Source organism: Parasutterella sp. St.1A3 (assembly GCF_059728705.1).
Window position 1 is genome coordinate 134,529 of record NZ_BAAGFK010000002.1, and the last position, 22,153, is coordinate 156,681.

21 protein-coding genes are annotated in these 22,153 nt (G+C 43.6%); 8 read left to right on the forward strand and 13 right to left on the reverse strand.

What is annotated here, in order from left to right; genetic code table 11:
* Window positions 1-38: 38 nt before the first annotated feature.
* The 7 genes from AC6I1F_RS12535 to AC6I1F_RS12565 all read right to left on the reverse strand — a co-directional run bounded on the left by AC6I1F_RS12535 (window position 39) and on the right by AC6I1F_RS12565 (window position 7,764).
* Window positions 39-1,538: a hypothetical protein gene (locus tag AC6I1F_RS12535; protein ID WP_497801805.1), complete on the reverse strand. Its 1,500-nt coding sequence runs from the start codon at window positions 1,536-1,538 to the stop codon at window positions 39-41.
* Between the two features lie 190 nt (window positions 1,539-1,728).
* On the reverse strand, window positions 1,729-3,795 hold the full coding sequence (locus AC6I1F_RS12540) for an IS1634 family transposase (RefSeq protein ID WP_289185511.1): 2,067 nt from the start codon (window positions 3,793-3,795) through the stop codon (window positions 1,729-1,731).
* Window positions 3,796-4,629: 834 nt separating this feature from the next.
* Window positions 4,630-4,977 (reverse strand): type II toxin-antitoxin system death-on-curing family toxin, encoded by a 348-nt coding sequence (locus AC6I1F_RS12545; protein WP_160336070.1) that lies wholly within the window; start codon window positions 4,975-4,977, stop codon window positions 4,630-4,632.
* A 169-nt stretch (window positions 4,978-5,146) separates the two neighbouring features.
* Window positions 5,147-5,587, reverse strand: coding sequence for a hypothetical protein (locus tag AC6I1F_RS12550; RefSeq protein ID WP_160336069.1), 441 nt, complete (start codon window positions 5,585-5,587; stop codon window positions 5,147-5,149).
* A gap of 54 nt (window positions 5,588-5,641) precedes the next feature.
* Window positions 5,642-5,920: a hypothetical protein gene (locus AC6I1F_RS12555; protein ID WP_160336068.1), complete on the reverse strand. Its 279-nt coding sequence runs from the start codon at window positions 5,918-5,920 to the stop codon at window positions 5,642-5,644.
* Window positions 5,921-5,928: 8 nt separating this feature from the next.
* Window positions 5,929-6,153 carry a hypothetical protein gene (locus AC6I1F_RS12560; protein ID WP_160336067.1) on the reverse strand — a complete coding sequence of 75 codons (225 nt, stop codon included), beginning with the start codon at window positions 6,151-6,153 and terminating at the stop codon, window positions 5,929-5,931.
* A 132-nt stretch (window positions 6,154-6,285) separates the two neighbouring features.
* Window positions 6,286-7,764, reverse strand: a complete 1,479-nt coding sequence (locus AC6I1F_RS12565) for an FAD-dependent oxidoreductase (protein ID WP_160336066.1) — start codon at window positions 7,762-7,764, stop codon at window positions 6,286-6,288.
* Between the two features lie 160 nt (window positions 7,765-7,924).
* Here AC6I1F_RS12565 and AC6I1F_RS12570 point away from each other — a divergent pair, with 160 nt between their 5' ends.
* On the forward strand, window positions 7,925-9,325 hold the full coding sequence (locus AC6I1F_RS12570) for an FAD-dependent oxidoreductase (protein ID WP_497801806.1): 1,401 nt from the start codon (window positions 7,925-7,927) through the stop codon (window positions 9,323-9,325).
* Complete coding sequence (locus AC6I1F_RS12575; RefSeq protein WP_160336064.1) at window positions 9,322-10,530, forward strand: FAD-dependent oxidoreductase; 1,209 nt, start codon at window positions 9,322-9,324, stop codon at window positions 10,528-10,530. Before AC6I1F_RS12570 ends, AC6I1F_RS12575 begins: the two co-directional genes overlap by 4 nt.
* Here the strand turns inward: AC6I1F_RS12575 and AC6I1F_RS12580 are convergent.
* Entirely contained in the window at window positions 10,525-11,160 is a 636-nt protein-coding gene (locus AC6I1F_RS12580; protein ID WP_160336063.1) for a response regulator transcription factor, read from the reverse strand. The two genes, AC6I1F_RS12575 and AC6I1F_RS12580, sit on opposite strands and share 6 nt — an antisense overlap.
* Before the next feature lie 2 nt (window positions 11,161-11,162).
* Window positions 11,163-12,872 carry a sensor histidine kinase gene (locus AC6I1F_RS12585; RefSeq protein WP_160336062.1) on the reverse strand — a complete coding sequence of 570 codons (1,710 nt, stop codon included), beginning with the start codon at window positions 12,870-12,872 and terminating at the stop codon, window positions 11,163-11,165.
* 203 nt (window positions 12,873-13,075) lie between these two features.
* On the opposite strand from AC6I1F_RS12585, the gene AC6I1F_RS12590 reads away from it, so the two are divergent.
* On the forward strand, window positions 13,076-14,173 hold the full coding sequence (locus AC6I1F_RS12590) for a threonine synthase (protein WP_290144498.1): 1,098 nt from the start codon (window positions 13,076-13,078) through the stop codon (window positions 14,171-14,173).
* 82 nt (window positions 14,174-14,255) lie between these two features.
* Window positions 14,256-14,711 carry an Lrp/AsnC family transcriptional regulator gene (locus AC6I1F_RS12595; protein ID WP_290432529.1) on the forward strand — a complete coding sequence of 152 codons (456 nt, stop codon included), beginning with the start codon at window positions 14,256-14,258 and terminating at the stop codon, window positions 14,709-14,711.
* A gap of 64 nt (window positions 14,712-14,775) precedes the next feature.
* Here the strand turns inward: AC6I1F_RS12595 and AC6I1F_RS12600 are convergent, their stop codons facing one another.
* Complete coding sequence (locus AC6I1F_RS12600; protein ID WP_497801807.1) at window positions 14,776-15,381, reverse strand: hypothetical protein; 606 nt, start codon at window positions 15,379-15,381, stop codon at window positions 14,776-14,778.
* A gap of 71 nt (window positions 15,382-15,452) precedes the next feature.
* Here AC6I1F_RS12600 and AC6I1F_RS12605 point away from each other — a divergent pair, with 71 nt between their 5' ends.
* The 4 genes from AC6I1F_RS12605 to istB all read left to right on the forward strand — a co-directional run bounded on the left by AC6I1F_RS12605 (window position 15,453) and on the right by istB (window position 19,518).
* Window positions 15,453-15,881, forward strand: coding sequence for a helix-turn-helix domain-containing protein (locus AC6I1F_RS12605; protein WP_160336441.1), 429 nt, complete (start codon window positions 15,453-15,455; stop codon window positions 15,879-15,881).
* Between the two features lie 5 nt (window positions 15,882-15,886).
* On the forward strand, window positions 15,887-16,825 hold the full coding sequence (locus AC6I1F_RS12610; RefSeq protein ID WP_289170403.1) for an IS3 family transposase: 939 nt from the start codon (window positions 15,887-15,889) through the stop codon (window positions 16,823-16,825).
* A gap of 364 nt (window positions 16,826-17,189) precedes the next feature.
* Window positions 17,190-18,761 (forward strand): IS21 family transposase, encoded by a 1,572-nt coding sequence (istA, locus tag AC6I1F_RS12615; RefSeq protein WP_497801770.1) that lies wholly within the window; start codon window positions 17,190-17,192, stop codon window positions 18,759-18,761.
* Window positions 18,733-19,518, forward strand: coding sequence for an IS21-like element helper ATPase IstB (gene istB, locus AC6I1F_RS12620; RefSeq protein ID WP_281523620.1), 786 nt, complete (start codon window positions 18,733-18,735; stop codon window positions 19,516-19,518). The genes istA and istB overlap by 29 nt, the downstream gene beginning before the upstream one ends.
* A 586-nt stretch (window positions 19,519-20,104) precedes the next feature.
* Here the strand turns inward: istB and AC6I1F_RS12625 are convergent.
* From AC6I1F_RS12625 to AC6I1F_RS12635, 3 genes are read right to left on the reverse strand one after another with little or no spacing between them, the layout of a single operon-like run.
* Window positions 20,105-21,067, reverse strand: a complete 963-nt coding sequence (locus tag AC6I1F_RS12625; protein WP_353653788.1) for an IS3 family transposase — start codon at window positions 21,065-21,067, stop codon at window positions 20,105-20,107.
* Window positions 21,049-21,477, reverse strand: coding sequence for a helix-turn-helix domain-containing protein (locus AC6I1F_RS12630; RefSeq protein ID WP_160336441.1), 429 nt, complete (start codon window positions 21,475-21,477; stop codon window positions 21,049-21,051). Before AC6I1F_RS12630 ends, AC6I1F_RS12625 begins: the two co-directional genes overlap by 19 nt.
* A gap of 53 nt (window positions 21,478-21,530) precedes the next feature.
* Window positions 21,531-22,100, reverse strand: a complete 570-nt coding sequence (locus tag AC6I1F_RS12635; RefSeq protein WP_497801808.1) for a hypothetical protein — start codon at window positions 22,098-22,100, stop codon at window positions 21,531-21,533.
* Window positions 22,101-22,153 lie beyond the last annotated feature (53 nt).

Consider the following 22,153-nt stretch of genomic DNA (forward strand, 5'->3'; position numbering starts at 1 on the left):
CAAAAAAAGTCAACCGTTTTTGTCGACTTTTTAACGAGTTAAGGATGTTTTGTTAAAAATTTTGTGCGTTCGCCCTGTTCATTACCTAAACGCAATCGGGTGTTTGCTATTGTATTTTCGCTCGTTATGTTATTCCCTGCCTGAACAACAATCCCTTGCTGCGCAGCAAGGGTTAAAACCGCACCATAATTATTGGGTTTTAACCAAAGTTCCGCATTCCCATAATCTGGTCTAGGTTTGGCCGTCGTTGCATCGACTGGCGCCATCACTTGAAGAGAGCTGTCGACAAAGTGAAAAGGACCCTCTAGTATCGTAACCGTCTCTGTATAGTGTTTATTGTCATAAAGCAGAGGCCTGACTCTTAAGCCAATCGGCAGCTGAGCAGCTTCCGAGGATACAGTAACACCTAAATTGCCGTTCTCCTCGTTGAATTCAGATAAAGAGCGTATCTCTTGTCGGCCACCCTGGTTATAGATAGCAATAGCCTGCCCAAGTCCTGAATACGCAGATATACTCTCAGTTACGCCAATTGACTGGGAACCGACATAGTCCCAATTTCCTACGTCTGACCAGTTTCTAATTCCATATGCAAACCAACTAGGGCTTTTTTGCGTGTTATACGCAATCACCCTATCCACGCTTTTAATGATTTGTTTAGCATTTCCAACGTCGTTAAGAGTTGAGTCAATGCCTGCAAATGTCCCGTATATAGAACCAATTTTGTCAATTACTTGGTCCCCTCCTCTATAAGCTCTTACTCCTATATTGAATGGCTTATCCTCGGACCCAATTTGTCCGATTTCTCCTTCAAAATATTGTTCTGCATCCTGAGCTGTAGAGTTGGCTGAATTATAAAGAAGCAGGCCAATACCACGGGCGGCTTGATCTGTTGTAATTTTTTCAACTTTTCCCGTTATATGTTGTTTGGCATCGAATGCAAGAAATGCCCCAGTTGAGCTAAATCCTTGCTGATTCCCGGTAGAACCGGAAATCAGCGTTCCCTTCCCAGAATTGATGGTGTCAACATTAAGGTGTATATATTGTTCAGTTTGTTTCCCCCGAGGCTTAGAACCCTCGAAACCAATGGCGACAAAAACATTACCATTGGAAGAATTAATCGTATCTGAACTGATCTTTATAATCTGCGTAGAAGGACTTGGATTTGAAGCAATTGTCCTGGCAGTAAAGAGGCCTCTTGATGAAGAACCTGTGCTGGTAGATAACCCGGAAGCTGTTAGCTCAGAGATATTTTCAAGCGTAACTTCCTGCTTATTTCCCGATTGTACAAAAAACAATCCGGTACTGAGTGCACCGGAAATTGAAGATTTATCTGATTCTGAGTAATTCTCTGCAACAGTAGCGTCAAATACTATGTCATCACCCCTTTCTTCATCAGCAGCATAAACGAAGGATGACGACAGTACTAAATCCAGCACTCCCAGAAAAGCCGCATTAAGCAGAAGATCTTTCTTGCTTCTTTTGCAGAAGTAGCACTTCTCTTTCTTGGGAAAAGAAACATTACGGTTAATTGTATTCATAAAAAGGGTTCCTTAGTTTTTTACATAATTTTTCTTGACATTAGAATAAATATGTGTACATCAATGTCTATTGGACATTTCCCTAAATTTCTTCCGATTTAATACCCGACTTTAGGAGAATCTCGTAAATAAAAAAGCCCTCATCCCTTGTGTTACTTAGGTTGAGGGCAGTTTAAGAATTATTCCTGCGTCATAATAAATCCAACCTCTTTAGAGTCGGAACAGCGCTGTTAAAGTCCGGGAACTTTGTCTTTAGACTTCTGGCAAGCTCATGTAAGGAACAGAATCTATTTGGCATTTTTAATCCGCAAGCCTCTAAGATCTCCGGTGTCTTCGATGTTTTTATCTTCCCGCTTTTAATCATTTCTACAAGTTCAGAAGTGCTTTGCCGCTCAAGACCTTTTCTGAGATTGCTGCATTGCTCTACAGTTGCAAAGACTGACCTTTCTTCACTTAGCAGTAGTGGGGCAACGTTTGCCTCTCGAAGACAAGTGGAGATTTCCTCAGCTGTCACGTGTACGGAACTTTTTTCAGCACGATTTTGTATAAGCCGGACAGTGATAAGCGCAAGGTAAACCAGCAGACAATGCGCAATGATGTGCTTTGAGTTAAACACATACATCGGGCGCAGACCGAGATTGGACTTCATAACCCTGAAGCAGTCCTCAATGCAGTTAAGACGATGATACATACCGGCGATTTCGGCATCTTTGAGGATCGGATTTTTTCTTTCAGAGACCACTCCGTCTTTGTCTGCTTGTATCGGCGATTCCTTATACACAACGGCAGCATAACCGCATAGAGCCAGTTTGTTTTGCAAGACCTTTTCATCAATTCCAAGAATTGGCTGATCCTTGCCGTTTTCTGTTTTTGCCAAACAGGCCCAACCGGTTTTTCTCGGCCCGATTTTGACTCCCGCCTGTTTCTTCGCAAGAACGATTCCCTGCCAGAGTTTCAAGATGGCCTGATCACGCTTTTGTCGTTTTTTGTTAAACGTAAAGACTAATGTACAGTTGATTTTTGAACCGTTCCCACCCGATTTCTCCCAATCGGAGACCACTTGATAAAGATTGTCATCTGGAACTTCACTGTTTAGCGGCTGATAACGTGACCGGTCCAGCATCTTTTTCGTTAGCGTTTCACCGAGCTTGGTGACTTTTTGAGCCATCAGAAAGCCCATATTGTTCCCGTTCAGCATCGTTAAATTTTCAACCGAGTTCAGGCCTCTGTCAGCTACAACTACCGCTTCTTCAACATCGTATTTTTCTTTGAGTTTGCGGATTGATTCCGGCATTTTTGCAAACTCTGAGGCATTACCGGCATAAACCTGGAAATCCAGAGGAATGCCGTTTTGATCAATGACTAAAGCAATAGAGACAAGCGGTAAGTCAAAGCGATGTTCTTTTGAGGGTCCCCGCATTCTGAAATAGCGATACTTATCGTCCGTAAGCTTTTCAATGAACGCTGCCGGAAGATTCTCGACGATGACATTTCCTTCTCGATCAAGACAATCGACTGGAAGCTCTTCGCTTATAACAGCCTGCTTAACCGTATCGATTAAAACCTCCGCAAAGTCAGACCTCTCATAGTCCTTCTCTTTATCCGACATGGTGGTTTCGAAATAAGTGTTCGTTACGTCATAAAAGAGCAGACGAGTTCTTCCGGTACCGAAGGATTGATTCATCCGGCGATTGACCCACTTAATAATTTCTTCTTTGAGATCGAACAGGTAGGTATAGGCGTCATAACAATTGTCTAAAGTTATGTCTTTGATCGGGTCGCCTAAGTACTCGTCTTTTCGCCTAAAGGTTTTCTCAATAGAGCCCGGTTCAAGAATCTTTCCGGCCACCAAGTAACGGACCAGGCTGTTCAGATCAAACTTTAGCTTGCTTGTTTGCTGCACATACTTGAACTTTCGGTCTAAAGCCAGGTCTTCTTCCCAAATCTGTTTGACAGCAAAGTGCCCGTAATTAAGCAGCGGCAGAGGACTTTGAACACGAGATTGGTCCACTTGGAAGGCTAATGTTTCTTCAAGATCTTTTAGACGCTGCTTTTGCTGCAGCTCGAGTTTTTCTTTGTGCTGACCGTTGTACTTGGCTTTGAGTTTATTAACTGCTTCCGGATCCTCTTTCAGAAGAACATCGAGTCTTCCAAATGTTTTGACAACACGATTTCTTGTCTTGCCGTTTTCATCTCTATATCCCTCAAGCAGCTTGACGTATTTATATTTGCCGCCGGTAACGATACCGATAAACATAGTAGTCCCTCACAAAGAAATCACTACAACATTATAACATAGAAATAAAGTAAAAACAAGTGAAAAAATAAGAACCACGTAGGTTCTCGAAAAAATTTAGAGAACTATTCTCCTAAAGTCGGGAGAAGTAGCACTTCTCTTTCTTGGGAAAAGAAACATTACGGTTAATTGTATTCATAAAAAGGGTTCCTCAGTTTTTTACATAATTTTTCTTGACATTAGAATAAATATGTGTACATCAATGTCTATTGGACATTTCCCTAAATTTCTTCCGATTTAATATATTGGGTTTTGTGTGAAAGGGTGGGTTATAGATAATGATTGGTACACTATGCAAAGTTGCGATTATGGAGTTTAGAGTCCCATCGCCAGCAGACTTATTTGCAGAAACCTCTACGCAATTCGGCGGTGCAGGAAGAACCAAATCCCTTGAAACCTAAGACGCTGTCATTTCTTGGCGGGATTTGTATGCTCTGATTAGTCCTTACTACATGCAGCCTCAGGAAATCATGATTCGCGTTCACTTTCCTCAGCCTCTCTACAATTTAAGCGAAACGATGTGTGAGGAGACGCTTCGCGACTCTTTTTCATTCTGACGTTTTTAAGTCTGACAATGGATTGTAAATGTCCGGATGAAACAGACATCCTGCGCTTCTGTCATTTACTCGAAAAAACCGGCTTGAATAAGCATATTCAAACATCAGCTGAGCAGAAGAGGTCTTCTCATTAACAAGGGAACGATAATTGACGGATCTTTTTATTAAGTAACTAATTACTTCATTAATAAAGGTTGTCTGCCATACGTAAAGTGAAAATGTTGAAAATTACGTTTCTTTATTGATTAGGGAAGAGAAGTTGTGAGGATTCTGAGATGCTCTTGTGAGTTGAAGCAATCTCAATAAAAAGCTTCCCAAGAGCGTCTTTGTTCACAAGCAATGGTAAATTGTTATTTTCGGCCAAATCAAGATAAGCAGATAAAGCCGTTCTTTTGTTCCCGTCTAAAAAGAAATGTCCCTTGATTAAACTAACAACAATGCTTGTGACCTGCTCCTCAGGCGTTTGGTAATAAAAATAACTACTCAAACACCCTTTAACTTTTCTCTTTCTCTCTTCGGTACAAGGCTGATGAGTAAGTATTTCGTTAATCTGTATTAAAGACTCAATGGTGATTGGTTGAGTCATTTGTCTTTAAGAAAGTTAAAAACCTTGCGATACTCAGAGTAGTTTTTTTTGAATCGCTTCATGGTTTCTTGTGTCGAACCTTCTTTCAAGAGTTCCCTCTGAGTCTTGCGGCTTTCAGATTTTTCAACAATCTTGGTCATAATCTTCAATTGGTTCAGGATATCATTTATCACTTTACTATTTTACCTGTTAGTTTGTCGGCTCTTTTTTGAAGTTCAAATGCCTCATAAGCCTTGCCTGCAAGATCAGATAATTCGACTGCCACTGCTCGACATTCATCAAGGTCTCTAAGGCAGGTTCCTCTATTCTTATTTGATTGCAGTCGGGACAGGGAGGACAATTGCTGGTGCATCCTGTCATTAGCGCCGCATGATCCAAAGTACGGCAGTAGAGCCTTTGCGGTATCTGCGATCATCTGAACACGGTCGTCTCTTCTCAGCTTATCCACCTGGGCAAAAGCCTTATCGCTACCCTTCGGATAAACAGCCAAAGTTGCTTCGCCTTTTTCGTTAATCAAAGAAAACGCCGGAACGTTGCTCGGGCCGTCCGCAACATAAGCCTTATTGCAGAAATGCACACGGCTTTCGCTTTCCGGAATTTTAGAATTCACGTCAATTGACGCCTCTTGGACTACGCCAACACCTTTGTTAATCTCAAAAATCGCCTAGGTTTTAGATGTTTTGTCAAGACTGTATGCAATCTTGCCCAAATGACGCAGTCCGTTCTCCTCAACGGCAACAAGTTCTGCACCCCAAACACGCTTTACGTGCGGAAAAATGGCAGAGCTTAAAATCATTCGTTTCAGGCCGGTGCTGACGATATAGTTCTCGAATGTAATACCGGCATCTCGATACTGAGATTCATCGTTGAGCTTATTGACGGCAGTAAATAAATCCACCGCGCCTTCATAAAACTCAATTTCTTTTCCGAATCGGACGAGCAAATCGTTATTCAGTCCTTCAAACTTTCCGCCTTCCTGAATTCAAGAAACCGATTAAGGTAGAAAGAGTCCTCATTAACATCAAGTCCTTGGGCCCGAAGCGCTTGTACCTCTTTTCGGTTTTCCGCCCAGAATTGAGCGCCGTCAAATTTATAGTGTTTAAAGATCGGCGCCTGCATGTAGTTAGGAATAAGCGTCTTGTCGAAAACCCCAATCGCTGCGATCACATCAGCCATAATTACTCACCTTTTTCTAATATTTTAAAGGGATTAGAGCAATTATCTGTCGACTTCTATGCCCTTCCTAAAGGTTAATGGCAGATTTCTTTAAAAGGAATCTGCCATTTTCTGGTTACATCTTAACGGAAACTAGCTTTTAGACTCTGCCGCTGCGTTTTTCCCAGCAATTCTACCGAAAGTGAAAATGTCCGCGACAGCATTTGCTCCAACACGGTTGGAACCATGAATACCACCGGCCACTTCACCTGCCGCATAGAGGCCTGGGATTACTTTGCCTTGATCATCAAGAACTTGAGTCTTTGTATTGATATTTACGCCGCCCATCGTATGATGGACACTCATCGCACTGTAGCATGCCCAGAACGGAGGTTTGATAATCTTATGAGCAAGGTTGCGCTCATTCTTGCCTAGCGGATCCTTTTTCGAATCTACGTAGCTGTTGTACTCATCTACTGTTTTCTTGAGCGCTGCGGGTTCTAACCCCATCTGTTTCGCAAGGTCCTCAATACTGTCTGCTGTCCAAGCTTCTCCTTCTTTGACCATTTTCTTAGTAGATTCTTGAACTGCTGAGTCATTGTGAAGGAAACCATCGTTATCAACAACGGTATATCCAAATTTTTCCGGAAGATTCAAAATCGCGTCTCTCAGTACATCACGTCTCTCATCTTCCGCAACGAAACGCTTTGCATCCGGACCGACAAAAATATAACGAGTTACATCAAGATGGAGAACTCCGCGATATTTCTTTCCCGGAGGTGTGCCGGGATTACACTGAATGTAGTCCATGCCGATCAAATATGCCCCGATGTCCTTAGCTGCTAATAATCCTTCTCCAGTAGAAGCAGCCGAATTATTGGTTGTAGTCAGTGCATACATTCTCGGGTCGTGCTTTGACCTCAGCTCCCGGTTAGATGCAAATCCTCCAGTCGCTAATACAATTGCCTTTGCTCGAATGTAAATCTTTTCTTTCTTACCGTTTTCAAAAAGGGCTCCCATGACGCGCCCTTCAAGGGGTTTCTCTCTGACAAAAGAAATTAACTTAAGATTTGTTTGAACGTTTACTCCGACTTTTTTAGCCGATTCAACCATAGCCTTGATATAACCGTGCCCCTTTGGTTCGACTGGCACATGTGTTCTCGGATACAGTGCCCCATAAGCCTGATAAACATCATCTTTAAATTTCATCCCGTGAGCTTCAAGCCAATGAACACTTTCCAATGCATTATCTGTAAGAATCTTGACAAGTTCGGGATTTGCCCGGTTATCGCCAGCATCTAGCGTCTGTTTAAGATGCAATTCCTTGGAATCTTTGATGCCTTTTTTCTCTTGGCGCTCTGGATCAACCGCATTCATTAGTCCAGAACAAATCATCGTGTTACCACCGACAAACGGGAGTTTTTCTGCAAGCAGAACGCTCTTCGCGCCTTCTTCTTTAGCGGTGACTGCCGCAGCAAAACCTGCACCGCCAGCACCAATAACCAATACATCAACAGACTCATTCCATTTTTCAGGAACCGGGGTATAAAGATTGGCATGTGCTTGAGTCGCGACAGCTGATCCAAAAACAGCCGCTAGAGCTGAAATAAATGATCTTCTCTTGAGGTTCATTTTCTTCTCCTTTAGGATGATAGAAAGGACATAACTGAAATATAACGATCATCGCTCTTCATGAAATCCGTAGCCATGACTAACAAAAACTTGGTATATATGATATTTTTTTATGTTTAATAGAAGAGATTTTTTACAGTTAAGCCTGTCAGCTGCTTCAATGCCTGTTTTTTCTGATGTCTACGGACAAATTGGATGCCCTGACGAAAGTGTCGACGTACTTATAGTAGGGGCCGGAGGTGCCGGCCTCAGTGCAGCTGTTTCCTGCCACCAACATGGATATAGGAGTATCCTCGTCCTCGAGAAGGCTCCCTCTATTGGAGGCAATACCTTACTATCTTCAGGTCTCTTCAATTCGGTTGATCCAGAAAGACAAAAGCTCGCAGGAGTTAATGACTCCCTTGAGCTTTTTAAAAGTCAAATCCTTCGCGAAGGAGACTTCAAGAATCGCCCCTCTTTAGTTTCATTATTTTGTACGAGGACCTATGAGACAATGAAGTGGCTGGAGTCATTGAGCATGTCCTTCAAATCAGAAATCAATGAAGGGTACGGTGCACTGTTCCCGCGCTCGCATCTTCCGGTTGAACCTCACGGGACGGGTTACATCAAAGCTCTAAATAATTACATTACAAATCATAGGATCGAAATTCGCACAAACTCAAGAATGCTGGATATTCTCAGAGACAAAGAGACTGGTGTAGTCAGCGGTTGTCTTGTTGAAGAAAAGAATCACATAAGAACGATACGAATCAAAGAAGCTTTGTTTCTCGGTGCAGGCGGATTTGCTCAGAATAATATTATGTGCACAATCTGCGATCCTCGTTTGGAAGGATTACCCTCAACAAATCAGCCGCTCGCAACAGGAGACGCGCTAGTTGCTGCAATCCGCGCCGGAGCAGCTGTAGAAAATCTTGAATATATTGAATGCATTCCCGGGAAACTGCCCGGTCAAAAAGAAAGAACGGTTCTTCATCTATTTGTGGGGCACATGATTTGGATAAATCGAGAAGGTAAACGATTCGTTGCCGAGGACAGTCGAAGAGACATTCTGCGAGAGGCTTTATTAAATCAGCCAGATCGAACATGTTTTGCGCTCGTTGATAAAAGAGGATTCGAATTTCTCGACAAAGAACATCGGGATGGGATCGTTCGAAGTGTTGAGCGAGGAGAAGCTTATACCGCAGACACAATAACTGAGCTTGCTAAACAACTTTTGATCCCCGCAGAAATGACAGTGGAAACAGTGAAGAAATACAACCAAGCGGTTGACGAGGGTACAGACAAAGAATTCGGAAAACTTCGTCTTCTTCAGCATATTGATACCCCACCGTTTTTCGCCTGTCCTCAAGTCATGAACAGGCACTATTGCGTGGGGGGTGTGAGAATTAATGAGAGAACCGAGGTTTTAGACTTCCAAGGAAAGAAAATCCCTAAACTTTATGCGGGCGGTGAAATAACCAGCGGCCTTCACGGGACGAATCGTCTCGGAGGGAACGGAATTGCAGAAGCAATTGTATTTGGCAGAGAGTTCGGAAAAGTTCTTGGAGATAAGTTTTTATGAAGGCGATATGCGAGTTAGCTGTTGTAGGCGCAGGAACGGCTGGAATGACAGCTGCAATTACTGCCGCTCAAAGAGGTCTTAAAGTCAGAGTGCTTGACCGTTGCCAAGTAAAACCGGGGAACAATTCAATAGTTTTCCTAAATGCGATTGATCCTTTTAGGCAGCAAAGTCAGCAAATACAAGATTCCACGGAACTGTTCTATCAACAAACTCTGGCCTATGGCGAGAATCTCGCTTTTCCCAACCTCGTTAAACTTCTTTGCTATAACAGCCCCGGTGTATTGCAATGGTTAGAGGAATTGGGGGTGCATATGCCCAAAAGGGTCATTCGTATCCCTGAGGGCATTTGGCCTCGAACTCACAGCATTTCGTACAAAAGACTTACGCAGGCACTTTTAGACCGAGCATCGCTTCTCCGATTAACGATCTCAGAACAGAGTGAAGTATGCCGTATTCTTCGGCTTGCCAATGGACTCTGGGAATTACACTTCCGAAATGGTGAACAATTAATCTGCAAAAATATAGTTATTGCAAGCGGCCAAACCTCGATAAAGGATTTAACAGAAGAGAATGAACCCTGCTTTCTGTCTCACCTTCTGAAGATCGGCGCAGCTGTCACCGGTCTATCCTTTATTAACTACGGCCCAGCTGACACAAAAACAGCGCAATTTTTGGTCAACCCGACACAATACATTCTAGTTAACAAACACGGAAAGAGGTTCGTTGCTGAGGACTCCACCAAAAGACGGCTTTATGAAAAAATTATTTCCGCTGAACTGCCGGTGTTCTGCCTCCGCTTTAATTCCTATGTAAGCACCGGAGTGAAGCTTGACTCCCTTTTTGCAAATCAATCGGCAGAATTTAGATCTAATGTCCTCTCGACTCTTAATGAATACAGAAAATCCATTACAGCCGGTCGTGATTACCTTAGTGAGGGAAGGTCCAAAAACTCGCTTATTCCAATAACCGATCCAGGAAAAATTCAAACAATGAAAGTAGAGATAAAGCCAATTTCTTACCTTGGCGGCCTCGCTATCAATAGTAAATCCCAAGTTATTGGCTGGGATGGTTTGCCTATACCCGGCCTTTACGCCGCCGGCGGTGTATGCGGAGGGATACACGGTAAAAGAGCCGTCAGAGGCAATAAGCTGCTCGCCTCAATTGTCTTCGGAAGAATTGCCGGAAACAGTCTCCCCCTCTCATAGTCTTGCCTCTTTTATTCGCAGAAAGGCTGTAGCTAACTGTAGAACAGTCTTCACCTGAAGCTTTTCCATCCCAATTGAGCGATAGGTATGAACAGTTCGTTCAGATATACCAAGTATTACGGCAATTTCCTTGCTTGTTTTTTCTTGCGCCACAAAACTGAGAACTTCTTTTTCACGCTTGGTCAGCGAATCGTAGTTACGGAGTAGAGACTTTGCGCTTTCTCTTGCTTCATGTGCGGTTATATCTCTTTCGCACGCCTTCCGAATTGCTAGATCTAGTCGACCATGATCAATAGGTTTTTGAAGAAAATCTACAGCTCCGTGTTTCATTGTGTGTACTGCTGAATCTACTTCTCCATGCGCTGTAATGAATATTATCGGAAGACAAAAACCTTTTCTCTCCAAATGAAGCTGAAGTTCCAAACCACTCATGGAAAGCATCCTGATATCCAGAATTAAGCATCCTGGCTGAATGAACCGCTCCTCTGCAAGAAAATCCTCAGCACTTTCATAAGTTACAGCCTTCCAACCTTTCACTTTAAGGAGAAAACTTAAAGAGTCACGAACTTGGGGGTCATCATCCACAATTCGGATTAAACATTTTCTCTGCAGTACGGGCAAATCAATCATCGTTATACCTGTGAACACATAGGCAAAATTAGAATTGCACTAAGTCCTTCCCTACCAAAATTGAACTCTAATCTGCCAGCATGGGCTTCCATAATACGCTTGACAATTGCCACTCCAAGACCTATGCCATCGGCTTTGCTACTTCGTAACGGGTTGAAAAGATTTTCCTTTTGTTCATTCGATAAGCTCTCCCCATTATCAGAAACTACGATCATACAATTACTACCGTCGGAACGAACTTCCAATGAAATTTGAGCATTCTCTTTACTTTTCACTGCATCGAGAGCATTCTTGAGAACATTGTATATAGCAAGCGACAATTCCAGCTCATCTGCCTCAACATAGATATTTGGAACTATAGAGGCCCTAAACTGAATCAATAAATTTTTTTCAATTTTTGTACGAAATTCAAAATCTCTAAAAATTTTAGCGGCTAAAGTTGAAACGTTAATCACAGTTCGAATGCTTTTTGCGGATTTTGCATATTGTCTAACGTGGTCAATAATCTCTGCTGCTTTTCGATTCGACTCAATCATTTTAGAAATGGAATACTCCATCATTAATTTATCTTGAGGTTCTTTTTGAACTAACAAGCTAAGCGCATTCAAATAATTCTCCAGAGAGGTTAGGGGCTGCTTCAATTCATGAGCGATCATTGAAGACATTTGTCCAACGATGTTTAACCTTTCCAAGCTTTCCATCTTTGACTGCTTATCTCGTGCATCTCGTTCAGCCTCTTCCTTTGCATGCTGGATTTCCAGAAGTTTATTTGTTTGTTTTCTTACCGTTACTTCTGCCAAGAAACTGTGAATGACGAAAAGGAGGACAACGCCAACTATCGTGACGATGAAATAAAAGAAACGATCCAACAGATGCTGAATACTCATCGGCTGAACCGCTAAATATTCCTTCACCTTGTGCTTCTCCAAAAGGTGCCTGATTGGGAGCAAGGACACAGAAGGAACCCAAGTCGAGTGACCGTTATAAAAAATCGTTTTCAGTGTCGCCGCAACGGTATCTGTTAAGTCGGCGGGAACTCCGTTTAAAGCGGCAAACTGCGTTTTCGGATAAGAAGCCTGTGAAATCGAGCATTGACCAATATCGGTAACCGTTTCACGAATCACTATTACATTCTTCAGCAATGTCAGATTCTTTTCAAGAGTACAGGGTTCCAATGCCATTGCATCAATAGTACCTGTCTTAAAACTATCTATAAGCTCTTTCAAAGAATCAAAATAATTAACTTGAACCTTCTCAGCCAATGTCCGTTTACTGGAAAGCACTTCTTTGATGAGCGTGCCCTTAACGCTGTCAATGGGACCGATCAGACCGACTCTTGCAATGTCAGCCTCAGGCGTTATCTTGTGTTTAACTATTGTTAAGGCCAAAGCGTGATCAGCCTTGTTGGAAAAAGAAGACCTCTCGCTCGCAATAGCGTGAGCAAGACCTAGCTGATCCAAAAGAACCATTGTCTGAGGCCCTACAATAAGAAAATCAAACTCTCTTTTCTTCGACGCTGACAAAACTTGAGTTGGAGGCATCACTTCGAAAACGAGAGGATAGTCTGACATAGCTTCACTCAATTCTTTAAGCGTATGACGAACAAACGGATCAACTTCAACAACAGATGAAACTCCAATTCGGATTGTAGGTTCCGCAATTGCCCTTGCCGGATGCAAAAACAACGTCAAGGCAATAAAAACAACCGCCATACATCCAGAAGAAAATCTCTTAGTCATTAAAGCAAAATAACTGAGTTTCGAGTCTCTTTACAATAACAGAATTGAACCTCAACCTCGTATCTCTCGACCGAAAGCAACAAAAACCGCCAGAACATCCAAGCAAAATGATCTATCTTTCATTCGTTGATCATTAGAATAGCTTTACAGCCAAATACATCTAAGGAAAACAAGACATGAAATTCATTTGCACTCAATGCGGCAAAGCCGCCGACAGCGCAACAATGGCCTGTCATTGTGAATGCGGAGGACTTTTCTCCCTGCCTCAGGACCATTTGCCTTTATGGGATAAGAGTCTTATTGATCAAAAAGTATGGAGTCTTTTCCGCTATCACGCTTTTATGAACCTCGACGCAGACGAATGGAAGTTTGTTTCAATGGGCGAAGGCATGACTCCGATTGTTCCTTTCAACGAAGATGTGCTCTTCAAGATGGATTTTATGATGCCTACCCTATCCTTTAAGGATCGCGGCGCGGCAGCATTGGTGAGTCACATGAAAGCCATCGGTGTTAAAAAATGCGTGCAGGATTCCAGCGGCAATGCCGGAGTTGCTGTTGCCGCTTACTGTGCGCGATGCGGGATTGAATGTGAGATCTATGTTCCGGAAGGCACCAGCCCCAACAAAATCTCTATGATTGAAGGCTTCGGCGCCAAAGCCGTTGTTGTTCCCGGAAGCCGTGACCACTGCGCAGACGTCTGCAGATCCAAAGTAGAAGAAGAAGGCGCTTACTACGCTAATCATGTCTACAACCCATATTTCTATGAAGGGACGAAGTCCTACATCTACGAAACGTTTGAGCAGCTCGGCAGACTGCCCGAAAATATTTTCATCGAGCTTGGCAACGGCACACTCTTTATTGGCGCGGTATTGGCCGTCGAACATCTGCTTCGTTCTAAAGCTATCGATAAGGCACCGAACCTTATTGCAGTTCAGAGCGAAAACTGCGCGCCGTTTATGGAAACTGTTAGGCAGAATGCCGAACACGTAGTCAGTGTCGATGTGAAGCCCACATTGGCCGAGGGTATTGCGATTGGTAAACCCGCAAGAGGTGCGGAAGTACTTGAAATGATACGCAAGCACTCAATTCGGGTTGTTACAGCACCCGAAGCACAAATCCTCGAGTGCCGCAGGCAAATGGCGGCAAAAGGATTTTATGTTGAGCATACGACCGCCGCAGCGCTTGCCGCCTACTACTGCTATCAGGAGCTTTACGGCCCAACGCATGACGCCTTAATCTCATTATGCGGAGCGGGACTCAAGAGTGAGCATTGAAAGCTCCCTGTCCTGTTTTAATTTCACCCGCACAGTCCCTATATTGATACAATTCCTCAAGGTATTTTAAAGGGGTACCCGGATGGATAAATTCGATCGTGAAATCCTTTCGATATTGGTCGAAAACGGTAAGATTCAACTTTCTGAGCTCTCCAAAATGACTGATCTCAGTGTTTCGTCCTGCCAGAGAAGAATTAAAAATCTGGAAGAAACGGGCATTATCAGTAAGTATCAGGCGGTGGTAAACGAGAAGGCTGTTGGAAAAGGCTTCCAAGCTTTGGTTTTCATTTCATTGGCGCAAGCAACCAATGAGAAAATCAGCGAGTTTGAGCGAGCCCTGATGAACATTGCTGCAATCACCAGCGCTCATAGAATTTTTGGAGAACAGGATTATGTGCTGCGAGTCGCGACGACTGACCTCTCCGACTACCAGCAGGTCTACGACACACAATTATCAACACTTCCTTATATCAGAAAGATTGAGACAACACTTCTCATGAAGGAGATCGTTCCTTTTAGGTTGTGTCTTGACCAATAATCGATTCAATTATTCTGCTTATCAAGCCGCCTATTGGGCGGCTTTTTATCCTGAATTCCCGCTCCTAGATTACAAAAATCGGGGCGGGGATTTTTATTTTCAACTTCTGCATAAGTTCCTTGTAACGCTTTGGGATCTCGTGCCAGAGATATGTGACTTGGCCCTCAGGAGCGAACTTATAGACGGTTAATGCATTAAGTTCACTTATCAGGCGTGGAGCTTGCTCAGGGTCAATGTTGGCGTCCTGCATCCGCTTATGCAGCATCAGTCTTAAACTCAGAGCTAAATACGTGACAAAGACCTTTCCATCTAAAGCTCTCTGCAAACACCTCAATCTTCTGCCGCCGCATCTATCTTTGTAGTTATTAAACGCTTTTTCGACGGTGTCCTTTTGACGGTAAATGTTTAGAGCCTCATCCGGTAAGGAAATTCTGTCAGAACCAAGAAAGAAGAAACCACAACTCTGGCAGAACTGAGCCCAAGCCGGAACATTAAAATCATATTTGACCTTGCCGTCGTCACCTTTTCCGCGTTTGAAGAATCGCTTGAAATACGGTGAGTTAGGCACTTTCCCATTTTTCAGACGCAACTTAAAACTTTCGACTAATTGAGTCATATTCATGACATAGTCAGCTTCTCTTTCTTTGCTGTAATAGATATGGATAAACAACTTGTCCTGTTCGGCGCCATATTTTCTTGTTGTCTTGTCCTGAAAAAAGTTGACTACTTAGGGAGTCAACAATGAAAGTTGAAGAACAGATATCTACACTAATGAAACAAGCAGAGGCAAGAAGGCTTGTTTCGGATTTGTACAATCAGGGGATGCCAATAAAAGAAATTGCAAAGCATGTGCCAGTTTGTTTGGCAACAGTTTATAGGTGGATAGATTTGCCAAAAAGAACGCCGGTTGTTGGGAAAGACCTTGATAGGAAGGGCCTTGATGGAAAACTCCTTAATGCAAGAGCCTGCCCTTCTTCAGATGAGGCTAAACCCGAGAATTTAGATTTGAATAAAGTAAGCGAAATCGCCTTATTGAAAGCTCAAATCAAAGAGCTCAAGGCGCAACTGCGAGCACAAAGCCTAAAAGCACAGGCCTATGAAACAATGGTCCAGCTAGCAGAAGAGCGCTTTGGCATACCTATAAGAAAAAAATCTGGCGCCAAACAATAGAAGTCCTGCAACAGCAGAGCTGTCCGTACGGAAGTGTAACGGCCCTGTGTAAGTTGTTTGGCGTCAGCAAGCAGGCGTACTACAAGGTTCAGAAAAGAGGCTCTTCAGAGGCAGAATCGAGGTATCTAACCGAGGAGATAATCATCGAGTACTGCAAAGAAGTACGCAGTGTTGACCCGAATATAGGCGGAAAAAAGCTGTGGGCGATGTACTCTCAAAACTTTCCCGGAAGATTGCATGTCGGACGAGACCGGTTCGCAGACATTCTTGCAGACAATCATTTAAAGCTGCGACAGAAGAAAAGAAAACCGAGGACAACCGATTCACAGCATAATCTGCCAACTTATCCAAACTTAATTAAGGACCTAATACCATATCGGGCGAACCAGATATGGGTTAGCGATATTACTTACGTACCAATTAAAGTAACGGATTGGGAATCGGAGTTTACATATTTAGCGCTAATCACAGATGCATACAGCCACGAGATTGTAGGCTGGAAACTAGGCTCTGACCTGAGCAATAGAACAGCAATCAGCGCACTAAAAATGGCACTCAGTCTATGCCAAGCAAGAGGGATAGATGTTAAAAAAGAAGGCTTGATCCACCACTCAGATCGGGGGGTTCAGTATGCAAGTAAAGAATATGTTGAATTGCTTCGAGCATCGGGCATATGTATAAGCATGACTGAAAACGGAGATCCAAAAGAAAACGCAATAGCTGAGCGAATCAATTCGACAATCAAAAATGAAATGTTGGGGAGTCGTAGGTTTGAAACCCACGAGCAATTAGAGCAAGCATTGTTTGAAGTGGTCTCTTTCTACAACGAGTGCCGACCGCATTTAAGCAATAACTTACTAACTCCGGCAAAGGCAGCAGCTTTAAGAGGGGAGTTAAAGAAGCATTGGAGATCACGTAGGGAGGAGTATCTAAGAGCTAGATAGTGAAGTAAAATTTGTTTATTCCTGCTTTCGGTTGCCAGTAGGCAACACCTCCTGGCAACCGAAAGCAGGAATAAGATCAACAAGAGGTAAACTAATTTCAGGGATTACCCTTTAAACAGTAAACTTTAACTAGGTTTAACAACATCAAGTAGTCAACCGATTTCAGGAAATGACAAGGCAAGATGAATTCTCTCAACCATTCGAACGGTGTTCTCAAGTGTTCGAACGCCCCCTCTCATAATAGTAGCTAGCTAATTGTTCTGCCAGTTGAGTACGGTGTTCTCACTGGTTCGAACGCTTAGCATGTTTCAGTTTTTTCCGTTGGATTGTAGTCTGAGGTCCTTAAATTTTTTAGGGACAATTTATGGAACAATCTTCAATGGAAAAGATCAAGAAAATTGCAGCTCTGCTGAACTTGAATCAACCGTATTCGAAAATTGCAGCTTCCGTCAGCGTATCGAAGTCAACTGTCTCAAAATACGCAAACCAGATCAAAGCATCCGGCTTGACGTACACGGAGATCGAAAAGACTGATTCAGCCGTATTGGAAGAGCTGCTGTGTTCTCACATTGACGCAAAGTACCGAGAAATCGATACAGATCACGTCATAACTCAGCTTGCAAACGTCAAGTATGCAACCAGACAGCTTCTTTACGAAGCATACAAGGCATCTGACCCTAGCAGCGCCTGCTCGTATCCGACGTTCTGCCGTCAAATAGATAAGGCAATGAAAGCTAAAGCTCCGAAGGAGGTTTATACCAACTTGGAGCGAGTACCCGGCGGCTCGATGGAAATCGATTTTGCCGGCGAGCTTATCAATTGGGTCGACAAGCATGGGAAAAGCCGCAAATCCAAACTGTTTGTTGCCACAATGACATTTAGTCAGAAGATGTTTGCCTGCGCTTTTGACGATGAAAAACAGCACTCCTGGATGCAAGGGATTGTCAAAGCCTTGGAGTTCTTCGGCGGCATTCCAAAGACGCTTATAGTCGACAACGCCAGGAGCCTTGTCATGTCGCATAAGCAAAGCAGAATCGATTACTCTCCAATCCTGACCAATCTGTGCGAATACTACCGGATCAACACCTTTGCTTGTCGGCCGCGAAGTCCAAAGGGCAAGAACCGCGTAGAAAACAGCGTTTTACACTTCTATCGGCATGTGATAGCGCCTCTGTCGATGCAGGGTCCGATAAGAGCGTTTGATCTGTCTGATCTGAACGAGCAGATTCTTGAGAAGGTACGTCAGTTCAACGAGCGTCCGTTCACAAAGAATCGCCAAAGCAGTCGCGAAATTGAATTTGCGGCGCACGAGAAAAAAGCGCTGGCAAGTCTTCCCATCCTTGCCTTTGAAGTCGGCAGCTGGAAGTACTTAAAGGTTGACAAAGGGCACTGTATCAGGCTCACTGAGGACTGTGGTCATCGTTACAGCGTTCCTGCCAGCCACGTAGGTAAAAAAGTCTCCGTGCTGAAGACAGCCGAAAATGTCTTCATTTACGACATTGAGACCGCCGTCTGCATTGGCAAGCACAAGAGATTGCTTGAAGCTTCAGGCCAGAAGACGCACATTCTGCCTGAGCATCTGACGGCAAAGGAAAAGCACCAACGGCTCAGTAAGGATGAATGGGCACAAGAGCTGATCGACTGCGGCTACAACGAAAGTACGGTTGTAAACGTCTTGGAGATCAAGTGGGAATCCGATCAAATGAACGCCCGCAGATTCTGCTCCTGCCTAAGGCGGCTTGCAAAAATAGGATCGATCCGGCTCGCCAATGAAGCCCTCGGCGTTGCGCTCGAACAAAAGTTCCTGAGCTACAGCTTTATCGAGAACTTTGTGAATATGCGAAAGAAAGAGCTGCTTATGGGCTTAGATAATTCCGACAAAGACCAGGACTATAGGACTGTTGAACATGAAAACATCAGAAATAACTACTCATGATAAAAAAATTCTGCGTCTCAGCGAGTTGTGCAAGAGGCTGAAAATGCGTGCCGCTTATGAGCGCTTCAGTGCGATTCTTACTGACCCTGACGCCTGTCAAATGCCTTTGCTTGACTGCGTCATCGAAGGGCTGGAATATGAGGTTGAAAAGCGAGACTCGAATGCACTAAACCGTCGTCTTAAAGAAGCAAAAATCTGCTTGCCAAACGCTCGTCCTGACACAATCGACTTCAGCATTGAAAGAGGATTAGATAGAAATCAGGCAGAGGCGCTCCTCACGATGCAGTGGATGGAAAGGCACCAAAACATCATTATTACCGGAGCTGCCGGATGCGGTAAAACCTTCCTTGCGTGCGCCTTAACTAATCAGGCCTGCATGAAAGGGAAAACAGCAAGGGTAGTCAGAATACCCCTGCTGCTTAACCAAATGTCTGCGTCACATCAGATCGTCGAAACATACTTCAAAAAACTCAAGGAGTATAAAAATGTTGATCTGCTAGTCCTCGATGACTGGGGCATCGGACAGTTAGACGCCAGATCCAGAGAGGATCTGCTGGAAATAATAAACGAAAGATACATGTACGCAAGTACTATCGTCACAAGCGTACTGCCGGTCAGTAAATGGGCTGAATATATCAACGACCCGACTTACTCCGACGCAATCCTGGACAGACTCGTCAGTGTCTCCCACAGAATCGAAATGTACGGTGCCTCAGTCAGGCAAATGGAACAATATGGAGGCGTGCAGAAATCCTAAAGGTCAATAGAAGAAGTTAATTGCAGGGCCAAACGCGTTTTAACGCTTGTCGCCGCCTGTTTTTAAGGCCGTTAAGCAGTGTGCTTAACGGCCTTTGTACAGCGTATTAAAGAAGAACGGCGTCAAGCCACTTTCGCGGCATAATGCTGTAACCTCGCTGGCGCTCCGTTACAACTTATCCCACGTTGGCTTGACACCGTACGTGCTCGCAAAATCACTGCAAACAACTATAAAAATAGCTATCACAAAATCTTGTAAACTACAGGTCGGCCCAACGGTTAAAACTGAGCGTTCGAACCTGTGAGAATTTGATTTACCTATCAACGTTGACGCATCAGCCGACACTGAAAATTAGCTCCGTTCGAACGCTGAGAATCGTCGTTCGAACCATTGAGAATACCGTTCGAATCGTGTCATTTCCTGAAATCGGTTGACTACTTGATGTTGTTAAACCTAGTTAAAGTTTACTGTTTAAAGAGTAATCCCTGAAATTAGTTTACCTCTTGTTGATCTTATTCCTGCTTTCGGTTGCCAGGAGGTGTTGCCTACTGGCAACCGAAAGCAGGAATAAACAAATTTTACTTCACTATCTAGCTCTTAGATACTCCTCCCTACGTGATCTCCAATGCTTCTTTAACTCCCCTCTTAAAGCTGCTGCCTTTGCCGGAGTTAGTAAGTTATTGCTTAAATGCGGTCGGCACTCGTTGTAGAAAGAGACCACTTCAAACAATGCTTGCTCTAATTGCTCGTGGGTTTCAAACCTACGACTCCCCAACATTTCATTTTTGATTGTCGAATTGATTCGCTCAGCTATTGCGTTTTCTTTTGGATCTCCGTTTTCAGTCATGCTTATACATATGCCCGATGCTCGAAGCAATTCAACATATTCTTTACTTGCATACTGAACCCCCCGATCTGAGTGGTGGATCAAGCCTTCTTTTTTAACATCTATCCCTCTTGCTTGGCATAGACTGAGTGCCATTTTTAGTGCGCTGATTGCTGTTCTATTGCTCAGGTCAGAGCCTAGTTTCCAGCCTACAATCTCGTGGCTGTATGCATCTGTGATTAGCGCTAAATATGTAAACTCCGATTCCCAATCCGTTACTTTAATTGGTACGTAAGTAATATCGCTAACCCATATCTGGTTCGCCCGATATGGTATTAGGTCCTTAATTAAGTTTGGATAAGTTGGCAGATTATGCTGTGAATCGGTTGTCCTCGGTTTTCTTTTCTTCTGTCGCAGCTTTAAATGATTGTCTGCAAGAATGTCTGCGAACCGGTCTCGTCCGACATGCAATCTTCCGGGAAAGTTTTGAGAGTACATCGCCCACAGCTTTTTTCCGCCTATATTCGGGTCAACACTGCGTACTTCTTTGCAGTACTCGATGATTATCTCCTCGGTTAGATACCTCGATTCTGCCTCTGAAGAGCCTCTTTTCTGAACCTTGTAGTACGCCTGCTTGCTGACGCCAAACAACTTACACAGGGCCGTTACACTTCCGTACGGACAGCTCTGCTGTTGCAGGACTTCTATTGTTTGGCGCCAGATTTTTTTCTTATAGGTATGCCAAAGCGCTCTTCTGCTAGCTGGACCATTGTTTCATAGGCCTGTGCTTTTAGGCTTTGTGCTCGCAGTTGCGCCTTGAGCTCTTTGATTTGAGCTTTCAATAAGGCGATTTCGCTTACTTTATTCAAATCTAAATTCTCGGGTTTAGCCTCATCTGAAGAAGGGCAGGCTCTTGCATTAAGGAGTTTTCCATCAAGGCCCTTCCTATCAAGGTCTTTCCCAACAACCGGCGTTCTTTTTGGCAAATCTATCCACCTATAAACTGTTGCCAAACAAACTGGCACATGCTTTGCAATTTCTTTTATTGGCATCCCCTGATTGTACAAATCCGAAACAAGCCTTCTTGCCTCTGCTTGTTTCATTAGTGTAGATATCTGTTCTTCAACTTTCATTGTTGACTCCCTAAGTAGTCAACTTTTTTCAGGACAAGACACGTTGAGAGAAATCAGGCAAGACGCAGCTTCAGATATTGCTCGACAGAGGGTTGATAATCGATGGATTCAAATATTTCGGAGATTCTTTGAGAGGGTATAGCGGCAGTCGGATAGAGAGAGTTTTGCGCTATTACATCGTAGTTGGAGACGGTGGCGTCAGGATGGATAACTAAGAATATCGCTAAGGATAGTAACTCTTTCCAATGCTCAGGAAAGACGACCTTTAAGGCTTTAGTTATTCCCGATTGCTTGGCAATTTGCTCTAATACATAGCTGGCTCCGGCATTGAGTGCTTCCGACCGGTTTAAAACAATTTGTGCCACCGGAAGACTGACTTCTGCAATACCAACCGGACAGAGTTTGTTATCGGTAAAAGTTAGTTCAACATCCTTGTATTGAGGATTGTCTCGAAGAAATTTCCTTCCCAATTCCACCTTGCCGTCAATCAGGCGCCCAAGGGTAATTCGGTGTTTGCTATAAGAACGCTGTTTGATCGGATCCCAAGCATTCTGAAATTGGTACAGATAGTCCTTGCCCTTGATATTTACCTTGATGACATGCTCAATGGTCTTCGCAAGCATATGAATCCCTCCAGGTAGATTATATAATTATAATCTATTAAATCAGTTAAAAA